Annotated in this window: 17 protein-coding genes; 16 read left to right on the forward strand and 1 reads right to left on the reverse strand. The window is 69.9% G+C overall.

Annotated features, from left to right (window positions below; all coding sequences use genetic code 11):
• Positions 1–326 precede the first annotated feature (326 nt).
• The 16 genes from rsmH (at position 327) to G3I71_RS14145 (ending at position 18,515) form a co-directional block, all read left to right on the forward strand.
• Positions 327–1,283 (forward strand): 16S rRNA (cytosine(1402)-N(4))-methyltransferase RsmH, encoded by a 957-nt coding sequence (gene rsmH, locus G3I71_RS14070; RefSeq protein WP_164314570.1) that lies wholly within the window; start codon positions 327–329, stop codon positions 1,281–1,283.
• 97 nt (positions 1,284–1,380) lie between these two features.
• The gene (locus G3I71_RS14075; RefSeq protein WP_164314572.1) at positions 1,381–1,962 is read left to right on the forward strand and encodes a hypothetical protein; all 582 of its coding nucleotides are present in this window, start codon (positions 1,381–1,383) and stop codon (positions 1,960–1,962) included.
• Between the two features lie 5 nt (positions 1,963–1,967).
• Positions 1,968–3,920 (forward strand): penicillin-binding protein 2, encoded by a 1,953-nt coding sequence (locus tag G3I71_RS14080; protein WP_343242959.1) that lies wholly within the window; start codon positions 1,968–1,970, stop codon positions 3,918–3,920.
• 153 nt (positions 3,921–4,073) lie between these two features.
• Positions 4,074–5,651 (forward strand): UDP-N-acetylmuramoyl-L-alanyl-D-glutamate--2,6-diaminopimelate ligase, encoded by a 1,578-nt coding sequence (locus tag G3I71_RS14085; RefSeq protein ID WP_343242963.1) that lies wholly within the window; start codon positions 4,074–4,076, stop codon positions 5,649–5,651.
• Between the two features lie 4 nt (positions 5,652–5,655).
• Positions 5,656–7,071 carry a UDP-N-acetylmuramoyl-tripeptide--D-alanyl-D-alanine ligase gene (murF, locus tag G3I71_RS14090; protein WP_164314578.1) on the forward strand — a complete coding sequence of 472 codons (1,416 nt, stop codon included), beginning with the start codon at positions 5,656–5,658 and terminating at the stop codon, positions 7,069–7,071.
• Entirely contained in the window at positions 7,068–8,141 is a 1,074-nt protein-coding gene (gene mraY / locus G3I71_RS14095; RefSeq protein WP_164314580.1) for a phospho-N-acetylmuramoyl-pentapeptide-transferase, read from the forward strand. The genes murF and mraY overlap by 4 nt, the downstream gene beginning before the upstream one ends.
• Positions 8,123–9,583: a UDP-N-acetylmuramoyl-L-alanine--D-glutamate ligase gene (murD, locus tag G3I71_RS14100; protein ID WP_203730236.1), complete on the forward strand. Its 1,461-nt coding sequence runs from the start codon at positions 8,123–8,125 to the stop codon at positions 9,581–9,583. Before mraY ends, murD begins: the two co-directional genes overlap by 19 nt.
• A 186-nt stretch (positions 9,584–9,769) precedes the next feature.
• Positions 9,770–11,140 carry a putative lipid II flippase FtsW gene (gene ftsW, locus G3I71_RS14105; RefSeq protein ID WP_164314582.1) on the forward strand — a complete coding sequence of 457 codons (1,371 nt, stop codon included), beginning with the start codon at positions 9,770–9,772 and terminating at the stop codon, positions 11,138–11,140.
• 6 nt (positions 11,141–11,146) lie between these two features.
• On the forward strand, positions 11,147–12,238 hold the full coding sequence (gene murG / locus G3I71_RS14110) for an undecaprenyldiphospho-muramoylpentapeptide beta-N-acetylglucosaminyltransferase (protein ID WP_164314584.1): 1,092 nt from the start codon (positions 11,147–11,149) through the stop codon (positions 12,236–12,238).
• A 26-nt stretch (positions 12,239–12,264) separates the two neighbouring features.
• On the forward strand, positions 12,265–13,083 hold the full coding sequence (locus tag G3I71_RS14115) for an FtsQ-type POTRA domain-containing protein (protein ID WP_164314586.1): 819 nt from the start codon (positions 12,265–12,267) through the stop codon (positions 13,081–13,083).
• A gap of 276 nt (positions 13,084–13,359) precedes the next feature.
• Entirely contained in the window at positions 13,360–14,547 is a 1,188-nt protein-coding gene (gene ftsZ / locus G3I71_RS14120; RefSeq protein ID WP_164314588.1) for a cell division protein FtsZ, read from the forward strand.
• A complete protein-coding gene (gene pgeF / locus G3I71_RS14125) occupies positions 14,544–15,290 on the forward strand; it encodes a peptidoglycan editing factor PgeF (protein ID WP_164314590.1) in 747 nt (248 codons plus the stop codon). The genes ftsZ and pgeF overlap by 4 nt, the downstream gene beginning before the upstream one ends.
• Positions 15,291–15,296: 6 nt before the next feature.
• Positions 15,297–16,016 (forward strand): YggS family pyridoxal phosphate-dependent enzyme, encoded by a 720-nt coding sequence (locus tag G3I71_RS14130; RefSeq protein WP_164314592.1) that lies wholly within the window; start codon positions 15,297–15,299, stop codon positions 16,014–16,016.
• 129 nt (positions 16,017–16,145) lie between these two features.
• Positions 16,146–16,805 (forward strand): cell division protein SepF, encoded by a 660-nt coding sequence (locus G3I71_RS14135; protein ID WP_164314594.1) that lies wholly within the window; start codon positions 16,146–16,148, stop codon positions 16,803–16,805.
• Positions 16,806–16,891: 86 nt separating this feature from the next.
• Positions 16,892–17,182, forward strand: coding sequence for a YggT family protein (locus tag G3I71_RS14140; RefSeq protein WP_164314596.1), 291 nt, complete (start codon positions 16,892–16,894; stop codon positions 17,180–17,182).
• A gap of 46 nt (positions 17,183–17,228) precedes the next feature.
• Positions 17,229–18,515 (forward strand): DivIVA domain-containing protein, encoded by a 1,287-nt coding sequence (locus G3I71_RS14145; RefSeq protein ID WP_164314597.1) that lies wholly within the window; start codon positions 17,229–17,231, stop codon positions 18,513–18,515.
• Positions 18,516–18,682: 167 nt separating this feature from the next.
• Here G3I71_RS14145 and ileS read toward each other — a convergent pair whose 3' ends face one another.
• Positions 18,683–21,841, reverse strand: a complete 3,159-nt coding sequence (gene ileS / locus G3I71_RS14150) for an isoleucine--tRNA ligase (RefSeq protein WP_164314600.1) — start codon at positions 21,839–21,841, stop codon at positions 18,683–18,685.
• Positions 21,842–22,359 lie beyond the last annotated feature (518 nt).

Below are 22,359 nucleotides of genomic sequence, written 5' to 3' on the forward strand. Positions count from 1 at the left end.
GAGTGTTGTTGTGAGGTAACCCACACGGGTGGTGCGAGTGTGCCCGTATGAGTGATTCTGAGCGATTTGCGGCTTGCCGGGCCGGCGTGCACGACGCGCAGGCCGGTTGATTGACCGCGCGACACCGTGGACTAAAGTGACGCGAAGCGGGAGGCGAGACTCCCTGCTGGATTGATTGATCCCCCCGCGTGCGCGGCGCGTACGTACGGCTCGGCCTCCTCCCGCTCCCGGTCGGCTGACGCCTCCGGCGCCGGCAGGCCTCCCTTTCTCCGAGCGGGCGGGGACCCGGCGGTGCGTGTCGGCCGTGCCGGACCTGAGAGGGCCCCTTGAGCAACAGTCGACATGTCCCGGTGATGCTCCAGCGGTGCCTGGACCTGTTGGCCCCCGCACTGGAGCGGCCCGGAGCGGTCGTCGTCGACTGCACCCTCGGTCTCGGCGGCCACAGCGAGGCGCTGCTCGCCCGTTTCCCCGAGGCCCGGCTCGTCGCCCTCGACCGCGACAAGGAGGCACTGCGTCTCTCCGGGGAGCGGCTCGCCCCCTTCGGTGAGCGGGCCGACCTGGTGCACGCGGTGTACGACGAACTGCCCGACGTACTCGACCGGCTGGGTCTGTCGAAGGTCGACGGTGTCCTCTTCGACCTCGGTGTCTCCTCCATGCAACTCGACGAGGCCGACCGGGGGTTCGCCTACGCCCAGGACGCGCCGCTCGACATGCGCATGGACCAGACGACCGGCATCAGCGCGGCCGAGGTCCTCAACACCTACCCGCCGGGCGAACTCGTCCGGATCCTCAGAGCGTACGGCGAGGAGAAGCAGGCCAAACGGATCGTCTCCGCGGTCGTGCGCGAGCGCGGCAAGGAGCCGTTCACCAACAGCGCCCGGCTCGTCGAACTGATCCGCGACTCGTTGCCGCAGGCCGCCAAGCGCACCGGCGGCAACCCCGCCAAGCGGACCTTCCAGGCGCTGCGCATCGAGGTCAACGGTGAACTGACCGTCCTGGAACGGGCGATCCCGGCCGCGGTGAAGGCGCTCGCCGTCGGCGGCCGGATCGCCGTCCTGGCATACCACTCGCTCGAGGACCGGCTGGTCAAGCAGGTTTTCGCGGCCGGAGCCGCCAACACCGCGCCCCCCGGCCTGCCGGTCGTGCCCGAGCGTTACCAGCCCCGGCTCAAGCTGCTCACCCGTGGTGCCGAACTTCCCACCGAGGAAGAGATCGCCGAGAACCGGCGAGCCACCCCGGCGCGACTGCGCGGGGCCCAGCGCATCAGGGAGGACGCCGAGTGAGGCGTACGGAGGGAACCGCGGGTGAGTAGGAAACCCGGACTCGCCGCGCAGGCGAGCGGGCAGACGCGTGGGAAGACCCGACTCGCGGGGAGGGTGAATGAGTAGGAATCCCGAACTCAAGGGCCGGGCCGCCCGGCTCGCCCGGCTCTTCCCCACGGGGCCGGGGCAGCCCGCCCGTGCCCCCTTTGTCCTGCTCGTCGTCTTCCTGCTGGGCGGCGGTCTCATCGGGCTCCTCGTGCTGAACTCCGCGCTCAGCGAAGGCGGGTTCCGCCTCGACGACCTCCAGAAGGACACCAAGAGCCTCACCGACGAGGAACAGGCGCTCCAGCGGGACGTGGACGCCTACGCCGCGCCCGACGCCCTCCAGCGCCGGGCCAGGGAACTCGGCATGGTGCCCGGCGGCGACCCGGCCTTCCTCGACCCCGACGGCACCGTCAAGGGTGTCCCGGGGGCCGCGGAGCCGGCGGCGCTGCGGATCCCGGCGGTGGTACCGCCCGAGGTGAACGTCCCCGAACCGGCGCCCACGCCCACTGCCGTGCCCACTCCGACGCCGACCGTCACCCCTGAGCCGACGCCCACGCCGGCCCTCTCCGCGTCGGCGTTCCCGGAGCAGGCCCCCGCAGCCGCTCCCAGTCCCACCCCCACCCCCACCCTCCCCTCCACGATCCCCGGCAGGTGACGGAAGTGTCCGACAGGGAACCGCCGCGCCGTCGCGTGCCCGCCCCGGCCAGGTCCGGCCGCCCCGGCGCCGCCCGGCGTCCGGGCCCCGGCGCCCGCCCCGCCCGCCGCCCCACCCCCCGCCGCCCCGCCGGACCCAAGGTCATCCGGCTCGGCAGCCCCCGGCCCCGGCTGCGCATGATCAGCCTCGCGCTGGCCCTGGTGATGATCGCCTTCGTCGTACGGCTGCTCCAGGTACAGGCCGTCGACGCGAGCGAGTACGCCGCCAAGGCCGAGCAGAACCGGTACGTCGGCCGCACCCTGGCCGCCGAACGCGGCGACATCACCGACCGCGACGGCGTCGAACTGGCGACCAGCGTGGACGCGTACGACATCACCGCCGACCCGTCGATGTTCACGCCGGAGAGCACGAAACTGGGCGACGCCCCCGAGCAGGCCGCCGCTCTCCTCGCGCCGATCCTCGGGCAGGACGCGGACGGCATCGCCGAGAAGCTGAAGACGCCGGACACGCGCTACACGCTGCTCGCGCACCGTCAGACCCCCCAGGTGTGGACGCAGATCAAGGACCTGAAGTCCACTCTGGCCGCCAAGTCCGGAACCGACCCGGACACCGTCAACGTCCTCGCCGGTGTGCTGGCCGTGCCTGCGAGCAAGCGCGTCTATCCGAACGGCGGACTCGCCGCCGGACTGCTGGGCTGGGTCAGCGCCGACGGCAAGGGCGGCGGCGGCCTCGAACAGCAGCTGAACGACGAACTGGCCGGACAGGACGGCGAGATCCGGTACGCACAGTCAGGAGGACGGCAGGTGCCCACCGCCGACTCCACCGAGACGCCCGCGGTGCCCGGTTCCGACGTCGAACTGACCATCGACCGCGACATCCAGTGGGCCGCGCAGAACGCCATCACCGAGCAGGTCAAGAAGTCGAAGGCGGACCGCGGGTACGTGATAGTGCAGGACACCCGGACCGGTCAGATCCTGGCCATGGCCAACTCGCCCGGCTTCGACCCCAACGACCTCACCAAAGCGAACCCGGACGCGCTGGGCAACGCGTCCCTCCAGGACGCCTACGAGCCCGGCTCCACCGCCAAGGTCATGGCGATGGCCGCCGTACTGGAGGAGAACGTCGCCACACCCGCGACGCATGTCGTCGTGCCCAACCGGCTGCACCGGGGCGACCGGCTCTTCAAGGACGACATCGACCACCCGACCTGGTACCTCACCCTCAACGGCGTGCTCGCCAAGTCCAGCAACATCGGCACCATCCTCGCCACCGGCCAACTCGGCAGGACACAGGCGCAGTCCAACCGGGTCCTCTACTCCTACCTGCGCAAGTTCGGCCTCGGCAGCTACACCGGGCTCGACTTCCCCGGCGAGACCAAGGGCATCCTCGCGCCGCCCGACCAGTGGTCCACCTCCCAGCAGTTCACGATCCCCTTCGGGCAGGGCGTGTCCCTCAACGCGCTGCAGGCGGCCTCCGTCTACTCGACGATCGCCAACGGCGGCGTCCGCGTGGAGCCCACCGTGATCCGGGGCACCAAGGGCGCCGACGGCCGGTTCACCCCCGTCGCCGAGCCGAAGAAGACCCGGGTCGTGAGCGAGAAGACGGCGAAGACCCTCGCCAAGATGCTGGAGTCCGTCGTGGACGACGAGGAGGGCACCGGCGCCAAGGCGCGCATTCCCGGCTACCGGGTGGCGGGCAAGACGGGCACGGCCAACCGCGTGGATCCGGCCACCGGCCGCTACCACGGCTACACGTCGTCGTTCGCCGGGTTCGCGCCCGCCGACAGCCCCCGCATCACCGTCTACTGCGCCATCCAGAACGCCACCAAGGGCAGTTACTTCGGAGGTCAGATCTGTGGCCCCATCTACAAGGAGGTCATGGAGTTCGCCCTGAAGACCCTTCAGGTGCCGCCCACCGGGGCCAAGGCCGCGAATCTCCCCGTGTCCTTCACGCCCTGACCAGCACGGAAACCAGCCAGGAAACAGCTCGTGAACACGATCTCTCCCGACTCTCCCGACCCGGGGCCCGACCCGGGGCACAACACCCCGGCGCACGCCCCGGCCGCGCCCTCACTTCGCTCGTCCGGGGGTGCGCCCGGTACGCTCACCGCCGTGCCACACCCTGATCAGTACCAAACCACCCAGAAGGGCGTTCCTGTGACATATCCGGGACCGCCAAGGCCGGTGCACGTCTCCGCCACACCCCTCGCGGAACTGGTCGGCCAACTGGGTGCCCCACAGCCCCCGGCCGCACAGGACGTGATCGTCGCGGTCACGGGCATCACCCACGACTCGCGCGCCGTCCGCCCCGGCGACCTGTACGCCGCCCTCCCGGGGGCCCGGCTGCACGGCGCCGACTTCGTGACCCAGGCCGCCGGCCTCGGCGCCGCCGCCGTGCTGACCGACCCGACCGGCGCCGAACGCGCCGCCGCCACCGGGCTTCCGGTGCTGGTGGCCGACGACCCGCGCGCGCGGATGGGCGAACTGGCGGCCACGATCTACGGCCGTCCGGGGCGCGACCTGCTCCAGATCGGGATCACCGGCACCTCCGGCAAGACCACCACCGCGTACCTCGTCGAGGGCGGCCTCCGGACGGAGCGGGCCACCGGGCTGATCGGCACGGTCGAGACGCGCATCGGCGACGAGCGCATCAAGTCCGAACGCACCACACCCGAGGCCACCGACCTCCAGGCCCTGTTCGCGGTGATGCGCGAGCGCGGGGTCGAGGCGGTCGCCATGGAGGTCTCCAGCCACGCGCTGGTCCTCGGCCGGGTCGACGGCTGCGTCTTCGACATCGCCGTCTTCAACAACCTCAGCCCGGAACACATGGAGTTCCACTCCGGCATGGAGGACTACTTCCAGGCCAAGGCGCGGCTGTTCACTCCCGAACGCAGCAAGCTCGGGGTCGTCAACCACGACGACGCCTACGGCCGACGGCTCGCCCGGGAGGCCACCGTCCCGGTCGTCACCTTCTCCGCCGAGGGCCACCCGGACGCCGACTGGCGCGCCGAGGACGTCCAGGTCGGCCCGATGGACTCGACGTTCACCGCGGTCGGCCCCAAGGACCAGCGGATCAGCGCGAGATCGCCGCTCGCGGGCACCTTCAACGTCGCCAACACCCTCGCCGCGATCGTCGCCCTCGCCGAGGCCGGGTTCGACCCGCAGGCCGCCGCCGACGGTATCGCCGCCGTACCGGGGGTGCCGGGGCGCCTGGAGCGGGTGGACGTCGGCCAGCCGTATCTCGCGGTCGTCGACTACGCGCACAAGACGGACGCCGTCGAATCGGTGCTGCACGCGCTGCGCAAGGTCACCGAGGGCAGCCTGCACGTGGTGCTCGGCTGCGGCGGGGACCGGGACAGGACCAAGCGCGCCCCCATGGGCGCCGCCGTGGCCCGGCTCGCCGACACCGCCGTACTGACCTCCGACAACCCCCGCTCCGAGGACCCCCTCGCGATCCTCGCGGCCATGGTCGAGGGCGCGGCCTCCGTGCCGGCCCACGAGCGGGGCGAGGTCCAGGTGTTCGAGGACCGGGCCGCGGCCATCACCGCCGCCGTGGCCCGCGCGCGGCCCGGGGACACCGTGCTGGTCGCGGGCAAGGGCCACGAGCAGGGCCAGGACATCGCCGGGGTGGTCCGTCCGTTCGACGACCGCCAGGTGCTTCGCGAAGCTATCCAGAAGACCCAGGGATGAACTTGTGATCGCCCTCTCTCTCGCCGAGATCGCTGAAGTCGTCGGCGGGCAGACGTACGACATACCGGATCCGTCGGTGCAGGTCACCGGACGGGTCGTCAGGGACTCCCGTGAGGTGGAGCCCGGCAGCCTCTTCGTCGCCTTCGCCGGCGAGCACGTCGACGGGCACGACTTCGCGGCCGCGGTCGTCGAGGCGGGCGCGGTCGCCGTACTGGCCTCCCGGCCGGTCGGTGTGCCCGCGGTCGTCGTGGACGACGTACAGCGGGCGCTGGGCGCCCTCGCGCGGCACGTGGTCCAGAAGCTCGGCGCGACCCTCGTGGCCCTCACCGGCTCCGCGGGCAAGACCAGCACCAAGGACCTGATCGCCCAGGTGCTCCGGCACAAGGCACCGACGGTCTTCACACCCGGCTCGCTCAACAACGAGATCGGCCTGCCGCTGACCGCGCTGAGCGCCACCGAGGAGACCAGGTTCCTGGTCCTGGAGATGGGCGCCCGCGGAATCGGTCACATCCGCTATCTGACGGAACTGACGCCCCCGCAGATCGGCCTCGTCATCAACGTCGGCACCGCCCACATCGGCGAGTTCGGCGGGCGCGAGCAGATCGCACAGGCGAAGGGCGAACTCGTCGAGGCGCTGCCCTCCGAGGCCGACGGCGGCGCCGCGATCCTCAACGCCGACGATCCCCTCGTACGGGCCATGGCGACTCGAACAAAGGCGAAGGTGATCTTCTTCGGCGAGTCCGGCGAAGCGGACGTACGCGCCGAGAACGTACGACTCACGGACAGGGGACAGCCTGCCTTCAGGCTCCACACACCCTCCGGTGCAAGCGACGTGACCATGCGCCTGTACGGTGAGCATCACGTGTCGAACGCGCTCGCCGCCGCCGCCGTCGCCCATGAGCTGGGCATGTCCGCAGACGAGATCGCCACCGCGCTCTCCGAGGCGGGCTCCCTCTCCCGCTGGCGGATGGAGGTCACCGAGCGCCCGGACGGCGTGACGATCGTCAACGACGCCTACAACGCGAACCCCGAGTCCATGCGAGCGGCTTTGCGCGCGCTCGCGGCCATGGGCAGGGGGCGTCGTACGTGGGCGGTGCTCGGCAAGATGGCCGAGCTCGGGGACGAGGCGCTCGCCGAGCACGACGCGGTCGGACGGCTCGCCGTCCGGCTCAATGTCGGCAAGCTCGTCGCGGTCGGGGGCAGGGAAGCGTCCTGGCTCCAACTGGGCGCATATAACGAGGGTTCGTGGGGTGAGGAGTCGGTGCACGTGTCCGACGCACAGGCGGCTGTCGACCTGTTGCGCAGCGAGCTGCGCCCGGGGGATGTCGTGCTCGTGAAGGCGTCCCGGTCGGTCGGGCTCGAACGGGTGGCGCAGGCGCTGCTCCCCGGTGCTGCCGAGGGTGAGGTTTCCGCCCGATGATGAACCAGATCCTGTTCTCGGGCGTCATCGGAATGTTCCTGACGCTGGTAGGCACCCCGCTGCTGATCAAGCTGCTGGCACGGAAGGGTTACGGCCAGTACATCCGTGACGACGGCCCGCGCGAGCACCACGCCAAGCGCGGTACGCCGACGATGGGCGGTATCGCCTTCATCCTGGCGACGTTCGCCGCGTACTTCCTGTCCAAGGTGATCACCGGCAAGCCGCCGACCTTCTCCGGGCTGCTGGTGCTCGGCCTGATGGGCGGCATGGGCCTGGTCGGCTTCCTGGACGACTACATCAAGATCGTCAAGCGGCGCTCGCTCGGTCTGCGGGCCAAGGCGAAGATGGCCGGCCAGCTGACCGTCGGTATCGCCTTCGCGGTGCTCTCGCTCCAGTTCGCGGACGACCGCAACAACACGCCGGCCTCCACGAAGCTCTCCTTCGTGCAGGACTTCGGCTGGACGATCGGCCCGGTGCTGTTCGTCGTCTGGGCGCTGTTCATGATCCTGGCGATGTCGAACGGCGTGAACCTGACGGACGGTCTGGACGGCCTCGCCACCGGCGCCTCCGTCCTCGTCTTCGGCGCGTACACGTTCATCGGCGTCTGGCAGTTCCAGGAGTCCTGCGCCAACGCGATCACCCTGACCAACCCGTCCGCCTGTTACGAGGTACGAGATCCACTCGACCTCGCCGTCGTCTCCTCGGCGCTGATGGGCGCCTGCCTCGGCTTCCTGTGGTGGAACACGTCACCCGCCAAGATCTTCATGGGCGACACCGGTTCCCTGGCCCTCGGCGGCGCGCTCGCCGGCCTCGCGATCTGCTCCCGTACGGAAATCCTGCTGGCGCTCCTCGGCGGCCTGTTCGTGCTGATCACCATGTCGGTGGTCATCCAGGTCGGCTCCTTCAAGACGACCGGCAAGCGTGTGTTCCGCATGGCGCCGCTCCAGCACCACTTCGAACTCAAGGGGTGGTCCGAAGTCCTTGTCGTGGTCCGCTTCTGGATCATCCAGGGCATCTGCGTGATCGTCGGACTGGGCATCTTCTACGCGGGATGGGCGGCCGACAAGTGACGTCCGGTCAGGGCGGCGACTGGAAGGGCACGCACGTCACCGTCGCGGGCCTCGGCGTGAGCGGCATCAGCGCCGCCCGCGCCCTGGCCGCCCTCGGCGCGTCGGTCACCGTCGTGGACGGCGGGGACTCCGAGGCCCACCGGGAACGCGCGGCTGCCCTGGAGGCCCTGGAGGGCATCGAGGTACGCCTCGGGGACGCGTCGACGCTGCCCGAGGGGACCGGACTCGTCGTCACCTCGCCCGGCTGGAAGCCGAGTTCACCGCTCTTCGCGGCGGCGGCCGAGGCGGGCGTGGACGTGGTCGGCGACGTCGAGATCGCCTGGCGCCTGCGCGGCCGCGACGGTCGGGAACCAGCCCCCTGGCTGGCGATCACCGGCACCAACGGCAAGACGACCACCACCCAGATGCTCGCCTCGATCCTGCGCGCGGCAGGCCTGCGTACGGCCGCCGTCGGCAACATCGGCACGCCGATCATCGACGTGGTCCTCGGCGAGGACACCTACGACGTCCTCGCCGTCGAACTCTCCAGCTACCAGCTCCACTGGGCGCCCTCCCTGCGCGTCCACTCCGCCGCCGTCCTCAACCTCGCCCCCGACCACCTCGACTGGCACGGCTCCATGGAGGCGTACGCCGCCGACAAGGGCCGTGTCTACGAGGGCAATCGGGTCGCCTGTGTCTACAACGTGGATGCCACCGACAAACCATCCACGGAGGACCTGGTGCGCGGGGCGGACGTCGAGGAGGGCTGCCGGGCCGTCGGGTTCACGCTCGGCGCGCCCGGACCGTCCCAACTCGGCGTCGTGGACGGCATCCTGGTCGACCGCGCGTTCGTCGAGAACCGGCAGCGGAACGCCCAGGAACTGGCCGAGGTCGCGGATGTCAACCCGCCGGCCCCGCACAACATCGCCAACGCCCTTGCCGCGGCTGCCCTCGCACGCGCCTACGGGGTGCCCGCGAAGGCGGTCCGCGACGGCCTCAGGGCCTTCACCCCGGACGCGCACCGCATCGCGCACGTGGCCGACGTGGACGGGGTCGCCTACGTCGACGACTCCAAGGCGACCAACACCCACGCGGCCGAGGCATCCTTGGCGGCGTACGGGTCGATCGTGTGGATCGCCGGCGGGCTCGCCAAGGGCGCGACCTTCGACGAACTGGTCGCCAAGTCGGCAAAACGACTTCGCGGGGTGGTGCTGATCGGCGCCGACCGGGCGCAGATCGGCGAAGCCCTGGCGCGACACGCCCCGGAAGTACCCGTCGTCGACCTCGACCGGACAGACACTGGGGCGATGCTCGCGGCTGTTCAGGAGGCCCGGCGGCTGGCCGAGGCGGGCGACACGGTGCTGCTGGCACCGGCCTGCGCCTCCATGGACATGTTCGCCAACTACAACAAGCGCGGTGACGCGTTCGCGCAGGCCGTTCGCGAACTCGCTGCGGGGACCTGACGGTCGGTCTTCGGCCGCGGTGCCTGGAGGGACGCGTGAGGTCGGATATGGCTCGGTCACTGTCGGTGGGTTGTCCGGTGCGGGCCCGGTGGGGGCTGGTCGCGCAGTTCCCCGCGCCCCTTCGAGGGCGCTGCGCGCCACTCTCGGACACATCCCCGCGCCACTCTCGGGCGCGCGGAGGCTCTGATGCCCAGTAGTCGTACCGGGCAGGCGCCCGTTCAGGGGCGCGTGCGGGTTCGGCGGCCCGCCGCTCCCCGGCCGCCCCGTGACAACCCCGTACGCCGCCTCCACGGGCGTGTGCAGCGGGCCTGGGACCGGCCGCTGACCGCGTACTACGTGATCCTCGGCGGCTCCCTGCTGATCACGGTGCTCGGGCTGGTGATGGTCTACTCGGCCTCCCAGATCAAGGCGCTCCAGTACTCGCTGCCCGGTTCCTACTTCTTCCGCAAGCAGTTCCTCGCGGCCTCCATCGGCGGCGTGCTGCTGTTCGTCGCCGCGCGCATGCCGGTGAAGCTGCACCGGGCCCTCGCCTACCCGATCCTCGCCGGGTCCGTCTTCATGATGGTTCTCGTGCAGGTGCCCGGGATAGGAGTCGCGATCAACGGCAACCAGAACTGGATCCCGCTGGGCGGCTCCTTCCAGGTGCAGCCGAGCGAGTTCGGCAAGCTCGCCCTGGTGCTGTGGGGAGCGGACCTGATCGCGCGCAAGGAGGACAAGCGGCTGCTCACCCAGTGGAAGCACATGCTGGTGCCGCTGGTCCCGGTGACGTTCATGCTGCTCGGCCTGATCATGCTCGGCGGCGACATGGGGACGGCGATCATTCTCACCGCCATCCTGTTCGGCCTGCTGTGGCTGGCCGGGGCGCCCACGCGACTGTTCGTGGGCGTGCTGTCCGTCGCCGCGTTCATCGGCCTGGTCCTCATCAAGACCAGCCCCAACCGCATGGCCCGCTTCCAGTGCATCGGAGCCACCGAGCCCGGCACCGGGGCCACCTCCTGCTGGCAGGCCGTGCACGGCATCTACGCGCTCGCCTCCGGTGGCCTGTTCGGTTCGGGCCTCGGCGCGAGTGTGGAAAAATGGGGGCAACTGCCCGAAGCGCACACCGACTTCATTTTTGCCGTCACCGGTGAGGAACTGGGCCTGGCGGGGACGCTGTCGGTACTCGCCCTCTTCGCGGCCCTAGGCTATGCGGGTATCCGCGTGGCCGGACGCACGGAGGACCCCTTCGTGAGGTACGCCGCGGGAGGTGTGACCACCTGGATCACCGCTCAGGCAGTGATCAACATCGGTGCGGTGCTCGGCCTGCTGCCGATCGCCGGTGTCCCGCTCCCGCTGTTCTCCTACGGGGGCTCCGCCCTGCTTCCGACCATGTTCGCCGTCGGACTGCTGATCGCCTTCGCCCGCGACGAACCGGGTGCGCGGGCGGCGCTTTCGTTGCGGCAACCCCGCTTTGGTAGAAAGCGGGGAACTGGGGACCCGGTGTCCGATCGGAGCCCCCGGAGATGGAACACGATGAGACGGCGTGCCTCGGCGGCGCGTTCGTCCGGAGAGCGGTGAATTTCGGTGCATGTCGTACTCGCCGGTGGGGGGACCGCCGGTCACATCGAGCCCGCGCTCGCCCTCGCGGACGCCCTGCGCAGGGCTGATCCCACAGTGGGGATCACGGCCCTGGGCACGGAACGCGGTCTGGAGACCCGGCTCGTCCCCGAGCGGGGCTATGACCTGGCGCTGATCCCAGCGGTCCCTCTGCCGCGCAAGCCCACCCCCGAACTGATCACCGTCCCCGGACGGCTGCGCGGCACGATCAAGGCCGCCGAGCAGATCCTGGAGCGCACCAAGGCGGACTGCGTCGTCGGCTTCGGCGGCTATGTGGCCCTGCCCGGCTACCTCGCCGCCAAGCGCCTGGGCGTGCCGATCGTCGTCCACGAGGCCAACGCCCGCCCCGGCCTCGCCAACAAGATCGGCTCGCGGTACGCCGCCCAGGTCGCCGTCTCCACCCCGGACAGCAAGCTCCGCGGTGCCCGCTACATCGGCATCCCGCTGCGCCGCTCCATCGCCACCCTCGACCGGGCCGCCGTACGCCCCGAGGCGCGGGCCGCGTTCGGGCTCGACCCGAGCCTGCCGACGCTGCTGGTTTCCGGCGGCTCGCAGGGCGCCCGGCACCTCAACGAGGTGATCGAGCGGGTCGCGCCGTACCTCCAGCAGGCCGGCATCCAGGTGCTGCACGCGGTCGGCCCGAAGAACGAACTGCCGCAGGTGCAGCAGATGCCGGGGATGCCCCCCTACATCCCGGTACCGTACGTGGACCGGATGGACCTCGCGTACGCCGCGGCCGACATGATGCTCTGCCGCGCGGGCGCGATGACCGTCGCCGAACTCTCCGCCGTCGGACTCCCGGCCGCCTACGTCCCGCTGCCCATCGGCAACGGCGAACAGCGGCTGAACGCCCAGCCGCTGGTCAAGGCCGGCGGCGGACTCCTGGTCGACGACGCGGAACTGACGCCCCAATGGGTGCAGCAGAACGTCCTGCCCGTCCTCGCGGACCCGCACCGGCTGTACGAGATGTCCCGCGCCGCCAGCGAGTTCGGCCGCCGGGACGCCGACGAGCTGCTCGTCGGCATGGTGTACGAGGCGATCGCCTCGCGCCACCGCTAGGCAACGTAAGGAAGGCAGGAAAGGGCGTGGCCGGAGGAGCGACGACCGCGGAACGCGGCGAACGGCAGCAGGACACCTCCGGCCCGCCCCGCCGGCCGGGCCTCCTCGGCCGCCTGGGGCCGCGCAGGCTTCGCGCGGCCGTCCTCCTGGCCCTGGCCCTGCTCGTCCTCGGCGGGGGCGTCCTCTGGGTCCTCTACGGCTCCCGGTGGACGCGTGTGGAGCGCGTATCGGTGTCGGGGACCGGCGTTCTGACGCAGGCACAGGTGCGGGAAGCCGCCGACGTGCCGGTCGGGGATCCGCTCGTTTCCGTCGACACCGACGCGATCGAGTCCCGACTGCTCCGGGAATTGCCCCGAATTGACTCGGTTGAGGTCACTAGATCCTGGCCGCACGGAATCGGGCTGAAAGTGGTCGAACGTACCCCTGTCCTGATTGTCGAAAGCGCCGGGAATGCGGGCAAGTATGTCGAAGTGGACGCGAAAGGCGTGCGATTCGCGACGGTTTCAGATGCCCCCAAAGGTGTACCCGTATTGGAATTGACGCTGTCCCGGACCGGTTCGCAGACCGCCAGTCTGCGCCGCTTCGGCAGCGACCGGCTGGTGCGCGAGGCGGTGCGGGTGGCGGGCGAGTTGCCGAGTGGCGTCGCGCACGCCGTCCGGACTGTCAAGGTGGGCTCGTACGACTCCGTCTCGCTGGAGTTGGGCGACGGGCGGACCGTCGACTGGGGGAGCAGTGAGAAGGGCGGCGCGAAAGCCCGTGCGCTCACCGCCCTCATGAAAGCGGCTCCGGGCGCCCGGCACTTCGACGTGAGCGTCCCCACCGCGCCTGCGTCATCAGGGAGTTGACGCCTGTCCATGCAGGCCACCACCCTGGTTGGGCATCGCTATGGCTGATCACATAGGGTGAAAAGAAAAACGGGAGGTTCGGCGTGTTCGTTGAACGTGCGCCACTTGTCGACTTAGTGTCCTGTTCGGAAGAGTCCAAGGAACAGACACACTGGTAACCCTAAACTTCAACGTTAGGGTTCGGGTCGGCGTTCGGACCGTCCCACTTCGGCATGAGTTGTCCGTTCGCCGCAATCGCGAACGGCGACACGTAACTCGAGGCGAGAGGCCTTCGACGTGGCAGCACCGCAGAACTACCTCGCAGTCATCAAAGTCATCGGTGTCGGCGGCGGTGGTGTCAATGCCATCAACCGGATGATCGAGGTCGGTCTGAAGGGCGTCGAGTTCATCGCCATCAACACCGATGCTCAGGCGCTGTTGATGAGCGACGCCGACGTCAAGCTCGACGTCGGCCGCGAACTCACCCGCGGACTCGGCGCCGGCGCCAACCCGGCCGTCGGCCGCAAGGCGGCAGAGGACCACCGCGAGGAGATCGAGGAGGTCCTCAAGGGGGCCGACATGGTCTTCGTGACAGCCGGCGAGGGAGGTGGCACCGGCACCGGCGGCGCGCCCGTCGTCGCCAACATCGCCCGCAACCTCGGCGCCCTCACCATCGGCGTGGTCACCCGCCCCTTCACCTTCGAAGGACGGCGCCGCGCCAACCAGGCGGAGGACGGCATCGCGGAACTCCGCGAAGAGGTCGACACCCTCATCGTCATCCCCAACGACCGGCTGCTGTCCATCTCGGACCGCCAGGTCTCGGTCCTCGACGCCTTCAAGTCGGCGGACCAGGTCCTGCTCTCCGGCGTCCAGGGCATCACCGACCTGATCACCACCCCCGGTCTGATCAACCTCGACTTCGCGGACGTCAAGTCCGTGATGTCCGAGGCCGGTTCGGCCCTCATGGGCATCGGCTCGGCCCGCGGCGACGACCGCGCGGTGGCGGCGGCGGAGATGGCGATCTCCTCGCCCCTCCTCGAGGCCTCCATCGACGGCGCCCGGGGCGTCCTCCTCTCCATCTCCGGCGGCTCCGACCTCGGCCTGTTCGAGATCAACGAGGCCGCCCAGCTGGTCAGCGAGGCCGCGCACCCCGAGGCGAACATCATCTTCGGCGCGGTCATCGACGACGCGCTCGGCGACGAGGTCCGGGTCACGGTCATCGCGGCCGGCTTCGACGGGGGCCAGCCTCCGCCGAAGCGCGACAACATCCTCGGCTCGGCCGGCGCCAAGCGCGACGAACCCACGCCGGTACGCGCCGAGAGCCGTCCGTCCTTCGGGTCGCTCGGCAGTGTCACGCCGAGGGAGGCCCCGGCGTCCGCTCCGGAGCCGGTCAACGAACTGCCGGTCTCCCCGCCGGTCCCGCCGTCCCGGTCCTACTCGGACAGCACGGCCGAGGAGCTGGACGTGCCGGACTTCCTGAAGTGATAGGACAACGCTCCGAAGCGAGCGACGCGAGCGGCGCGCACTTCGCCTTCACCGACCGGTGGGGCGGGGTGAGCGCCGTTCCGTACGAGGAGCTCAACCTCGGCGGAGCGGTCGGCGACGACCCGGAAGCCGTCCGCACGAATCGTGAACTGGCCGCCAAGTCCCTGGGTCTCGACCCGGACCGGGTGGTCTGGATGAACCAGGTGCACGGCAACGACGTCGCCGAGGTCGACGGTCCGTCGAGCACCCGGCCCACCCGGGACACCCCGTCCGTCGACGGCCTGGTCACCGTGACCCGCGGGCTCGCCCTCGCCGTCCTCACCGCCGACTGCGTCCCGGTCCTGCTGGCCGACCCGGTCGCCGGGGTGGTCGCCGCGGCCCACGCGGGCCGGCCGGGTATGGTCGCCGGGATCGTCCCCGCCGCAGTGGACGCCATGGCATCGCTCGGCGCCGACCCCGCCCGGATCGTCGCCCGCACCGGCCCCGCGGTCTGCGGCCGGTGCTACGAGGTACCGGAGGAGATGCGCGCCGACGTCGCCGCCGTCGAACCCGCCGCGTACGCCGAGACCGGCTGGGGAACCCCGGCGGTCGACGTGGTCGCGGGAGTGCACGCCCAGTTGGAGCGGCTCGGGGTGCGTGACCGGCAGCAGTCGCCGGTGTGCACACGGGAGTCCGCCGACCATTTCTCGTACCGCCGCGACCGGACCACCGGGCGGCTCGCAGGCTATGTCTGGCTGGACTGATAGGACATGACGGACCGTAACGGCGAACTCGCCGCAAATCTGGCGGCGGTCGAGGAGCGTATCGCGACGGCCTGCTCGTCGGCGGGCCGCAAGCGCGAGGAGGTGACGCTGATCGTCGTCACCAAGACCTACCCTGCGAGCGATGTGCGGATTCTGTGGGAGCTCGGTGTGCGCCACGTGGCCGAGAATCGCGACCAGGACGCGGCACCGAAGGTCGAGGCGTGCGCGGATCTGTCTCTCACCTGGCATTTCGTGGGCCAGCTGCAGACCAACAAGGTGCGTTCCGTGGTCGGTTACGCCGGTGTCGTGCAGTCCGTCGACCGTGACCGGCTGGTCTCCGGACTGTCCAGGGAGGCCGTACGGGCCGGGCGCGAGGTGGGCTGTCTGATCCAGGTCGCGCTGGACGCGGAGGAGAGCGCGCGAGGAGAGCGCGGAGGCGTGGGGCCGGGCGGAATCGGGGAGTTGGCCGACCTGGTCGCCGGGGCCGAGGGGCTCCGCCTGGAGGGGCTGATGACCGTCGCGCCGCTGACCGGACAGTACGCCGGACGTGAACTTGTGGCGTTCGAGCGGCTGATGGATTTGTCGACTGCTATGCGCCGCACGCATCCTGCTGCGAACATGGTGTCCGCAGGGATGAGTGCGGACCTCGAAAAGGCCGTGGCGGCCGGGGCGACACATGTACGCGTCGGCAGTGCGGTACTCGGAGTCCGTCCCAGGCTCGGGTAACGTCGCCAGGAAGTCGGACCACAGCAGAAAATATGGTCATTACCGCTGCGAGGCGGTAATAACGACCTCGTGGATCGCGGGCACTTGGCATTCGTCAGTCGATCCACCACAGAGCGGAGGACTCAGAGCATGGCCGGCGCGATGCGCAAGATGGCGGTCTACCTCGGCCTCGTGGAGGACGATGGGTATGACGGCCGGGGATTCGACCCCGATGACGACTTCGAGCCCGAACTCGACCCGGAACCGGAGCGCGACCTGCGGCGGCGTGAGCCCTCGCACCAGCCGCACGGTTCCCACCAGTCCCACCAGTCGCATCAGTCCCAAAGGGACGAATCGGTACGAGTGGTGCAGCCGTCCGCCCCGCGTGATCCGGTGGCGCATTCCGCTTCGCTGGGTGCGGAATCCGGGCGTCCGGCGCGGATCGCGCCCGTGGCGTCCATCACACAAGAACGTCAAGGCTTGGAGAAGAACCCACCGGTGATCATGCCCAAGGTCGTGTCGGAACGAGAGCCTTACCGGATCACGACTCTCCACCCCCGGACCTACAACGAGGCCCGTACCATCGGGGAACACTTCCGTGAGGGCACGCCTGTGATCATGAATCTCACTGAGATGGATGACACAGATGCGAAGCGACTTGTCGACTTTGCGGCCGGTTTGGTGTTTGGTCTTCACGGCAGCATCGAGCGGGTGACGCAGAAGGTGTTCCTGTTGTCGCCTGCTAACGTCGATGTCACGGCGGAGGACAAGGCCCGCATCGCAGAGGGCGGGTTCTTCAACCAGAGCTGAGACGCACGACCGGAAACAGCTGTAACAAGGCAGTACCAACAGCAGTACCGACAGCACGGAAACTTGGGGAGAGGGAAGCGCGGATCATGAGCGTGGTTGGACAGGTTCTCTACATCGCGCTGATGTGCTTCCTCATCGTGCTGATCTTCCGGTTGGTCATGGACTACGTCTTCCAGTTCGCCCGCTCATGGCAGCCCGGCAAGGCGATGGTGGTCGTTCTGGAGGCCACCTACACTGTCACTGATCCACCGCTCAAGCTTCTGCGGCGGGTCATCCCGCCGTTGCGTCTCGGGGGCGTGGCGCTCGACCTGTCCTTCTTCGTACTGATGATCATCGTGTACATCCTGATCACCGTCGTCTCGAAGGTGTTGGTGTGAACGATACGGTCTTGCCGAATGCCGACGACTACGTTGAGGTGAAGAGATGCCATTGACCCCCGAGGATGTGCGGAACAAGCAGTTCACGACCGTCCGCCTCCGAGAAGGCTATGACGAGGACGAGGTCGATGCCTTCCTCGATGAGGTTGAAGCCGAACTGACCCGCCTGCTCCGCGAGAACGAGGACCTGCGCGCCAAGCTGGCCGCTGCCACGCGTGCCGCTGCCCAGAACCAGCAGCAGGGCATGCGCAAGCCTCCGGACCAGGACCAGCAGCAGGGCATGCAGCAACAGGGTATGCAGCAACAGGGCATGCCCCAGCAAGGCATGCCCCAGGGCATGCGGGGCCCCGGTGGCCCGGTGCCCGCCGGCATATCGGGTCCGCCGCAGCAGCAGATGGGCGGCCCCATGGGCGGCCCGCCCCAGCTGCCCAGCGGTGCCCCGCAGTTGCCCCCGGGCCCCGGTGGCCAGGGTGGCCCGCAGGGTCAGGGCCCGATGGGTCAGGGCCCCATGGGCCAGAACCCGATGCAGGGACAGATGGGTCAGGGCCCCATGGGCCAGGGCCCGATGCAGGGACAGATGGGCCAGGGCGGTATGCCCGGCCAGATGCAGCAGATGCCCGGTCAGCAGATGCAGGGTCAGATGCAGCAGATGGGCGGCCCGATGGGCGGTCCCCCGCAGATGATGGGCGGCCCCGGTCAGAGTCCCGGCGGCGACAGCGCCGCGCGTGTTCTCTCGCTGGCCCAGCAGACCGCCGACCAGGCGATCGCCGAGGCCCGTTCCGAGGCCAACAAGATCGTCGGCGAGGCCCGCAGCCGCGCCGAGGGCCTGGAGCGCGACGCCCGTGCCAAGGCCGACGCTCTTGAGCGGGACGCGCAGGAGAAGCACCGCGTCGCGATGGGCTCCCTGGAGTCCGCCCGCGCCACGCTGGAGCGCAAGGTCGAGGATCTGCGCGGCTTCGAGCGCGAGTACCGCACCCGCCTGAAGTCCTACCTGGAGTCGCAGCTGCGTCAGCTGGAGACCCAGGCCGACGACTCGCTGGCCCCACCGCGTGCTCCGGCCGCGGCGTCCCTGCCGCCGTCCCCGGCGCCCTCGATGGCTCCGGCCGGCGCCGGTGCCCCGTCGTACGGCGGGAACCAGGGCATGGGCAACCAAGGCATGGGTGGCCAGGGTATGGGCGGTCCCGGCCCGGCCGGTCCGTCCTACGGCGGCCAGCAGCAGATGTCCCCGGCCATGACCCAGCCCATGGCTCCGGTCCGGCCGCAGGGCCCGTCTCCGATGGGTCAGGCTCCCTCACCGATGCGCGGCTTTCTGATCGACGAGGACGACAACTGACGGCCTTTAGTACGCCTTAGGCGTCGTCGGCGTTCAGGGCGGGGCCCCGGATTTTCTTCCGGGGCCCCGCCCTTTTGCGTTGCCCTCTTTCCTGCCGGCGACGCCGAAGGCCCGGTTCCACCAGGTTGGCTGGCGGAACCGGGCCTTCGTACGCGCTGTGCGTGCCGTTACGCCTTGCGCAGGCGGAACGTCAGTGACAGGCCCTCGTCCGTGAAGGCGTCCCCGTACTTGTCGTCAGCTTCGCCCTGACCGAAGTCCGTGGCGAGAACCTCGTCGGCGATCAGGCCCGAGTGCTCGGCCAGAGCCGCGGTGACCGCCGGGTCCGTGGACGTCCAGCGGAGCGCGATGCGGTCGGCCACGTCGAGGCCGCTGTTCTTGCGGGCCTCCTGGATCAGCCGGATCGCGTCACGGGCGAGGCCCGCCTGACGCAGCTCCTCCGTGATCTCCAGGTCGAGGGCGACCGTCGCACCCGAGTCGGACGCCACCGACCAGCCCTCGCGCGGGGTCTCCGTGATGATGACCTCGTCCGGGGCGAGGGTGACCGTCTCGCCGTCGACCTCGACCGATGCCGTGCCCGCGCGCAGGGCGAGGGACAGCGCTGCCGCGTCGGTGTTCGCGACGGCCTTCGCGACGTCCTGGACGCGCTTGCCGAACCGCTTGCCCAGGGCGCGGAAGTTGGCCTTGGCGGTGGTGTCGACCAGGGAGCCGCCCACTTCGGAGAGGGACGCGAGGGAGCTGACGTTCAGCTCCTCCGTGATCTGCGCGTGCAGTTCGCGGTCGAGGGTGTCGAAGCCGGCCGCCGCGACCAGCGCGCGGGACAGCGGCTGACGCGTCTTCACGCCCGACTCCGCGCGCGTGGCACGGCCCAGCTCTACCAGCCGTCGTACGAGCACCATCTGCTTCGACAGCTCCGGGTCGATCGCGGACAGGTCCGCCTCGGGCCAGGACGTCAGGTGGACGGATTCGGGGCTGCCCGGGGTCACCGGCACCACCAGGTCCTGCCAGACCCGCTCGGTGATGAACGGGGTCAGCGGGGCCATCAGCTTCGTGACCGTCTCGACGACCTCGTGCAGGGTGCGCAGCGCGGCCTTGTCGCCCTGCCAGAAGCGGCGCCGGGACCGGCGTACGTACCAGTTGGACAGGTCGTCGACGAATGCCGACAGGAGCTTGCCGGCGCGCTGGGTGTCGTACGTCTCCAGAGCCTGCGTCACCTGGTCGGTGAGGGCGTGGAGTTCGGACAGGAGCCAGCGGTCCAGGACCGGGCGGTCGGCCGGGGCCGGGTCGGCCGCGGACGGGGCCCAGTTCGACGTGCGCGCGTAAAGGGCCTGGAAGGCGACCGTGTTCCAGTACGTGAGGAGCGTCTTGCGGACGACCTCCTGGATGGTGCCGTGGCCGACGCGGCGGGCCGCCCACGGGGAACCGCCGGCCGCCATGAACCAGCGCACCGCGTCCGCGCCGTGCCGGTCCATGAGCGGGATCGGGTCCAGGGTGTTGCCCAGGTGCTTGGACATCTTGCGGCCGTCCTCGGCGAGGATGTGGCCGAGGCAGACCACGTTCTCGTAGGACGACTTGTCGAAGACGAGCGTGCCGACCGCCATCAGCGTGTAGAACCAGCCGCGCGTCTGGTCGATGGCCTCGCTGATGAACTGCGCCGGGTAGCGCGACTCGAACAGTTCCTTGTTCTTGTACGGGTATCCCCACTGCGCGAACGGCATCGAACCCGAGTCGTACCAGGCGTCGATGACCTCCGGCACGCGCGTGGCCGTCTGTCCGCAGCCGTCCTGGGGGCAGGCGAAGGTGACCGCGTCGATGAAGGGGCGGTGCGGGTCCAGGTCCGACTGGTCGGTGCCCGTGAGCCCGGTCAGCTCCGCGCGGGAGCCGACGACCGTGAGGTGGTCCTCCTCGCAGCGCCAGATCGGGAGCGGGGTGCCCCAGTAACGGCTGCGGGACAGGGCCCAGTCGATGTTGTTGTTCAGCCAGTCGCCGAAGCGGCCGTTCTTGACCGTCTCCGGGTACCAGTTGGTCTTCTCGTTCTCCTGGAGGAGACGGTCCTTGACGGCCGTGGTGCGGATGTACCAGGACGGCTGCGCGTAGTAGAGGAGCGCGGTGTGGCAGCGCCAGCAGTGCGGGTAGCTGTGCTCGTACGGGATGTGCTTGAAGAGGAGACCGCGCTGCTGGAGGTCCTCGGTGAGCTTTTCGTCCGCCTTCTTGAAGAAGACACCGCCCACGAGGGGGACGTCCTCCTCGAAGGTGCCGTCCGGGCGGACCGGGTTCACGACCGGCAGGCCGTACGCGCGGCACACCTTGAGGTCTTCCTCACCGAAGGCGGGGGACTGGTGGACCAGACCCGTGCCGTCCTCGGTCGTCACGTAGTCCGCGTTCACCACGTAGTGGGTGGGGACGTCCGCCGGGAACTCGACGAGGTCGAACGGACGTTGATAGGACCAGCGCTCCATCTCGGCGCCGGTGAAGGTCTGCCCGGTGGGCTGCCACTCCTCGCCGAGCGCCTTGGTGAGCAGCGGTTCGGCGACGACGAGCTTCTCGCTGTCGGGCGAACCGTTCGTCGCCACCACGTAGGTGACGTCGGGGTGGGCGGCGACCGCGGTGTTGGAGACCAGCGTCCAGGGCGTCGTCGTCCAGACGACGAGGGCGGCCTCGCCGGCCAGCGGACCGGAGGTGAGTGGGAAACGGACGTACACGGAGGGGTCGACGACCGTCTCGTAGCCCTGCGCCAGCTCGTGGTCCGACAGGCCCGTGCCACAGCGCGGGCACCAGGGGGCGACGCGGTGGTCCTGGGTCAGCAGGCCCTTGTTGAAGATCTCCTTCAGCGACCACCAGACCGACTCGATGTACTCGGGGTCCATCGTGCGGTAGGGGTCGTGGAGGTCGGTCCAGTACCCCATGCGGGTCGTGAGCGCCTCGAAGGCGTCCGTGTGACGCGTCACCGACTCGCGGCACTTGGCGTTGAACTCGGCGATGCCGTACGTCTCGATGTCCTGCTTGCCGGAGAAGCCGAGCTCCTTCTCGACCGCCAGCTCCACCGGAAGGCCGTGGCAGTCCCAGCCGGCCTTGCGGGCCACGTGGTAGCCGCGCATGGTGCGGAAGCGCGGGAACACGTCCTTGAAGACGCGGGCCTCGATGTGGTGGGCACCCGGCATGCCGTTCGCGGTGGGCGGGCCCTCGTAGAACACCCATTCGGGGCGCCCCTCGGACTGCTCAAGGCTCTTGGCGAAGATCTTCTGGTCGCGCCAGAAGTCGAGCACGGCGTGCTCAAGGGCGGGCAGGTCGACCTGGGCGGGCACCTGGCGGTACGTCGGCGTTGTCATCAGCGAGCTTCCTCCGGCGGACTTTCTGCCTTCCGTCGGAGGGACGAGAGCCGGAATTCTCCGGACGCCGTGTACGGCGTACTCCCGCGGTACCACCCTCCTTGGCTCCCCGGTGCGTCCTGCGCACCGATGAGCCCCCTCATTGGGGTCGCGATACCGGGTCTACTGGCCTCGGCTGTGCTGCTCGCCTCACTGCGGCTTTCTTCCGGCGGCTCCGGGGTGATCTTCGCGTCGCGCTCGCCCCCGGGCTTCCACCGTCCCCGGGTCGCTCTGGGCTGCGTACGCCGCTACTCGTCCCCATCCACGCTTCTCGCTCCGGTCAGTGTACGGCGCCCCACGGACAGCGGCCGACCGGGTTTCCGGGCCACCCGAATGGCCAGGGCCGGCTGTCCGCATTCCGGGACGCGCGGCTCGGCGGATTACTCGGCGGGGAGCTGGGAACAACGCTTGCAGGCTTGCCCCGCGGGAGCGGCTGGGCGGGCGAATCGGGTGGTGCACGCGTTGCCGCGGGACTCAAG

Origin of the sequence: Streptomyces sp. SID12501 (assembly GCF_010550245.1) — a bacterium.
Lineage (GTDB): Bacteria > Actinomycetota > Actinomycetes > Streptomycetales > Streptomycetaceae > Streptomyces.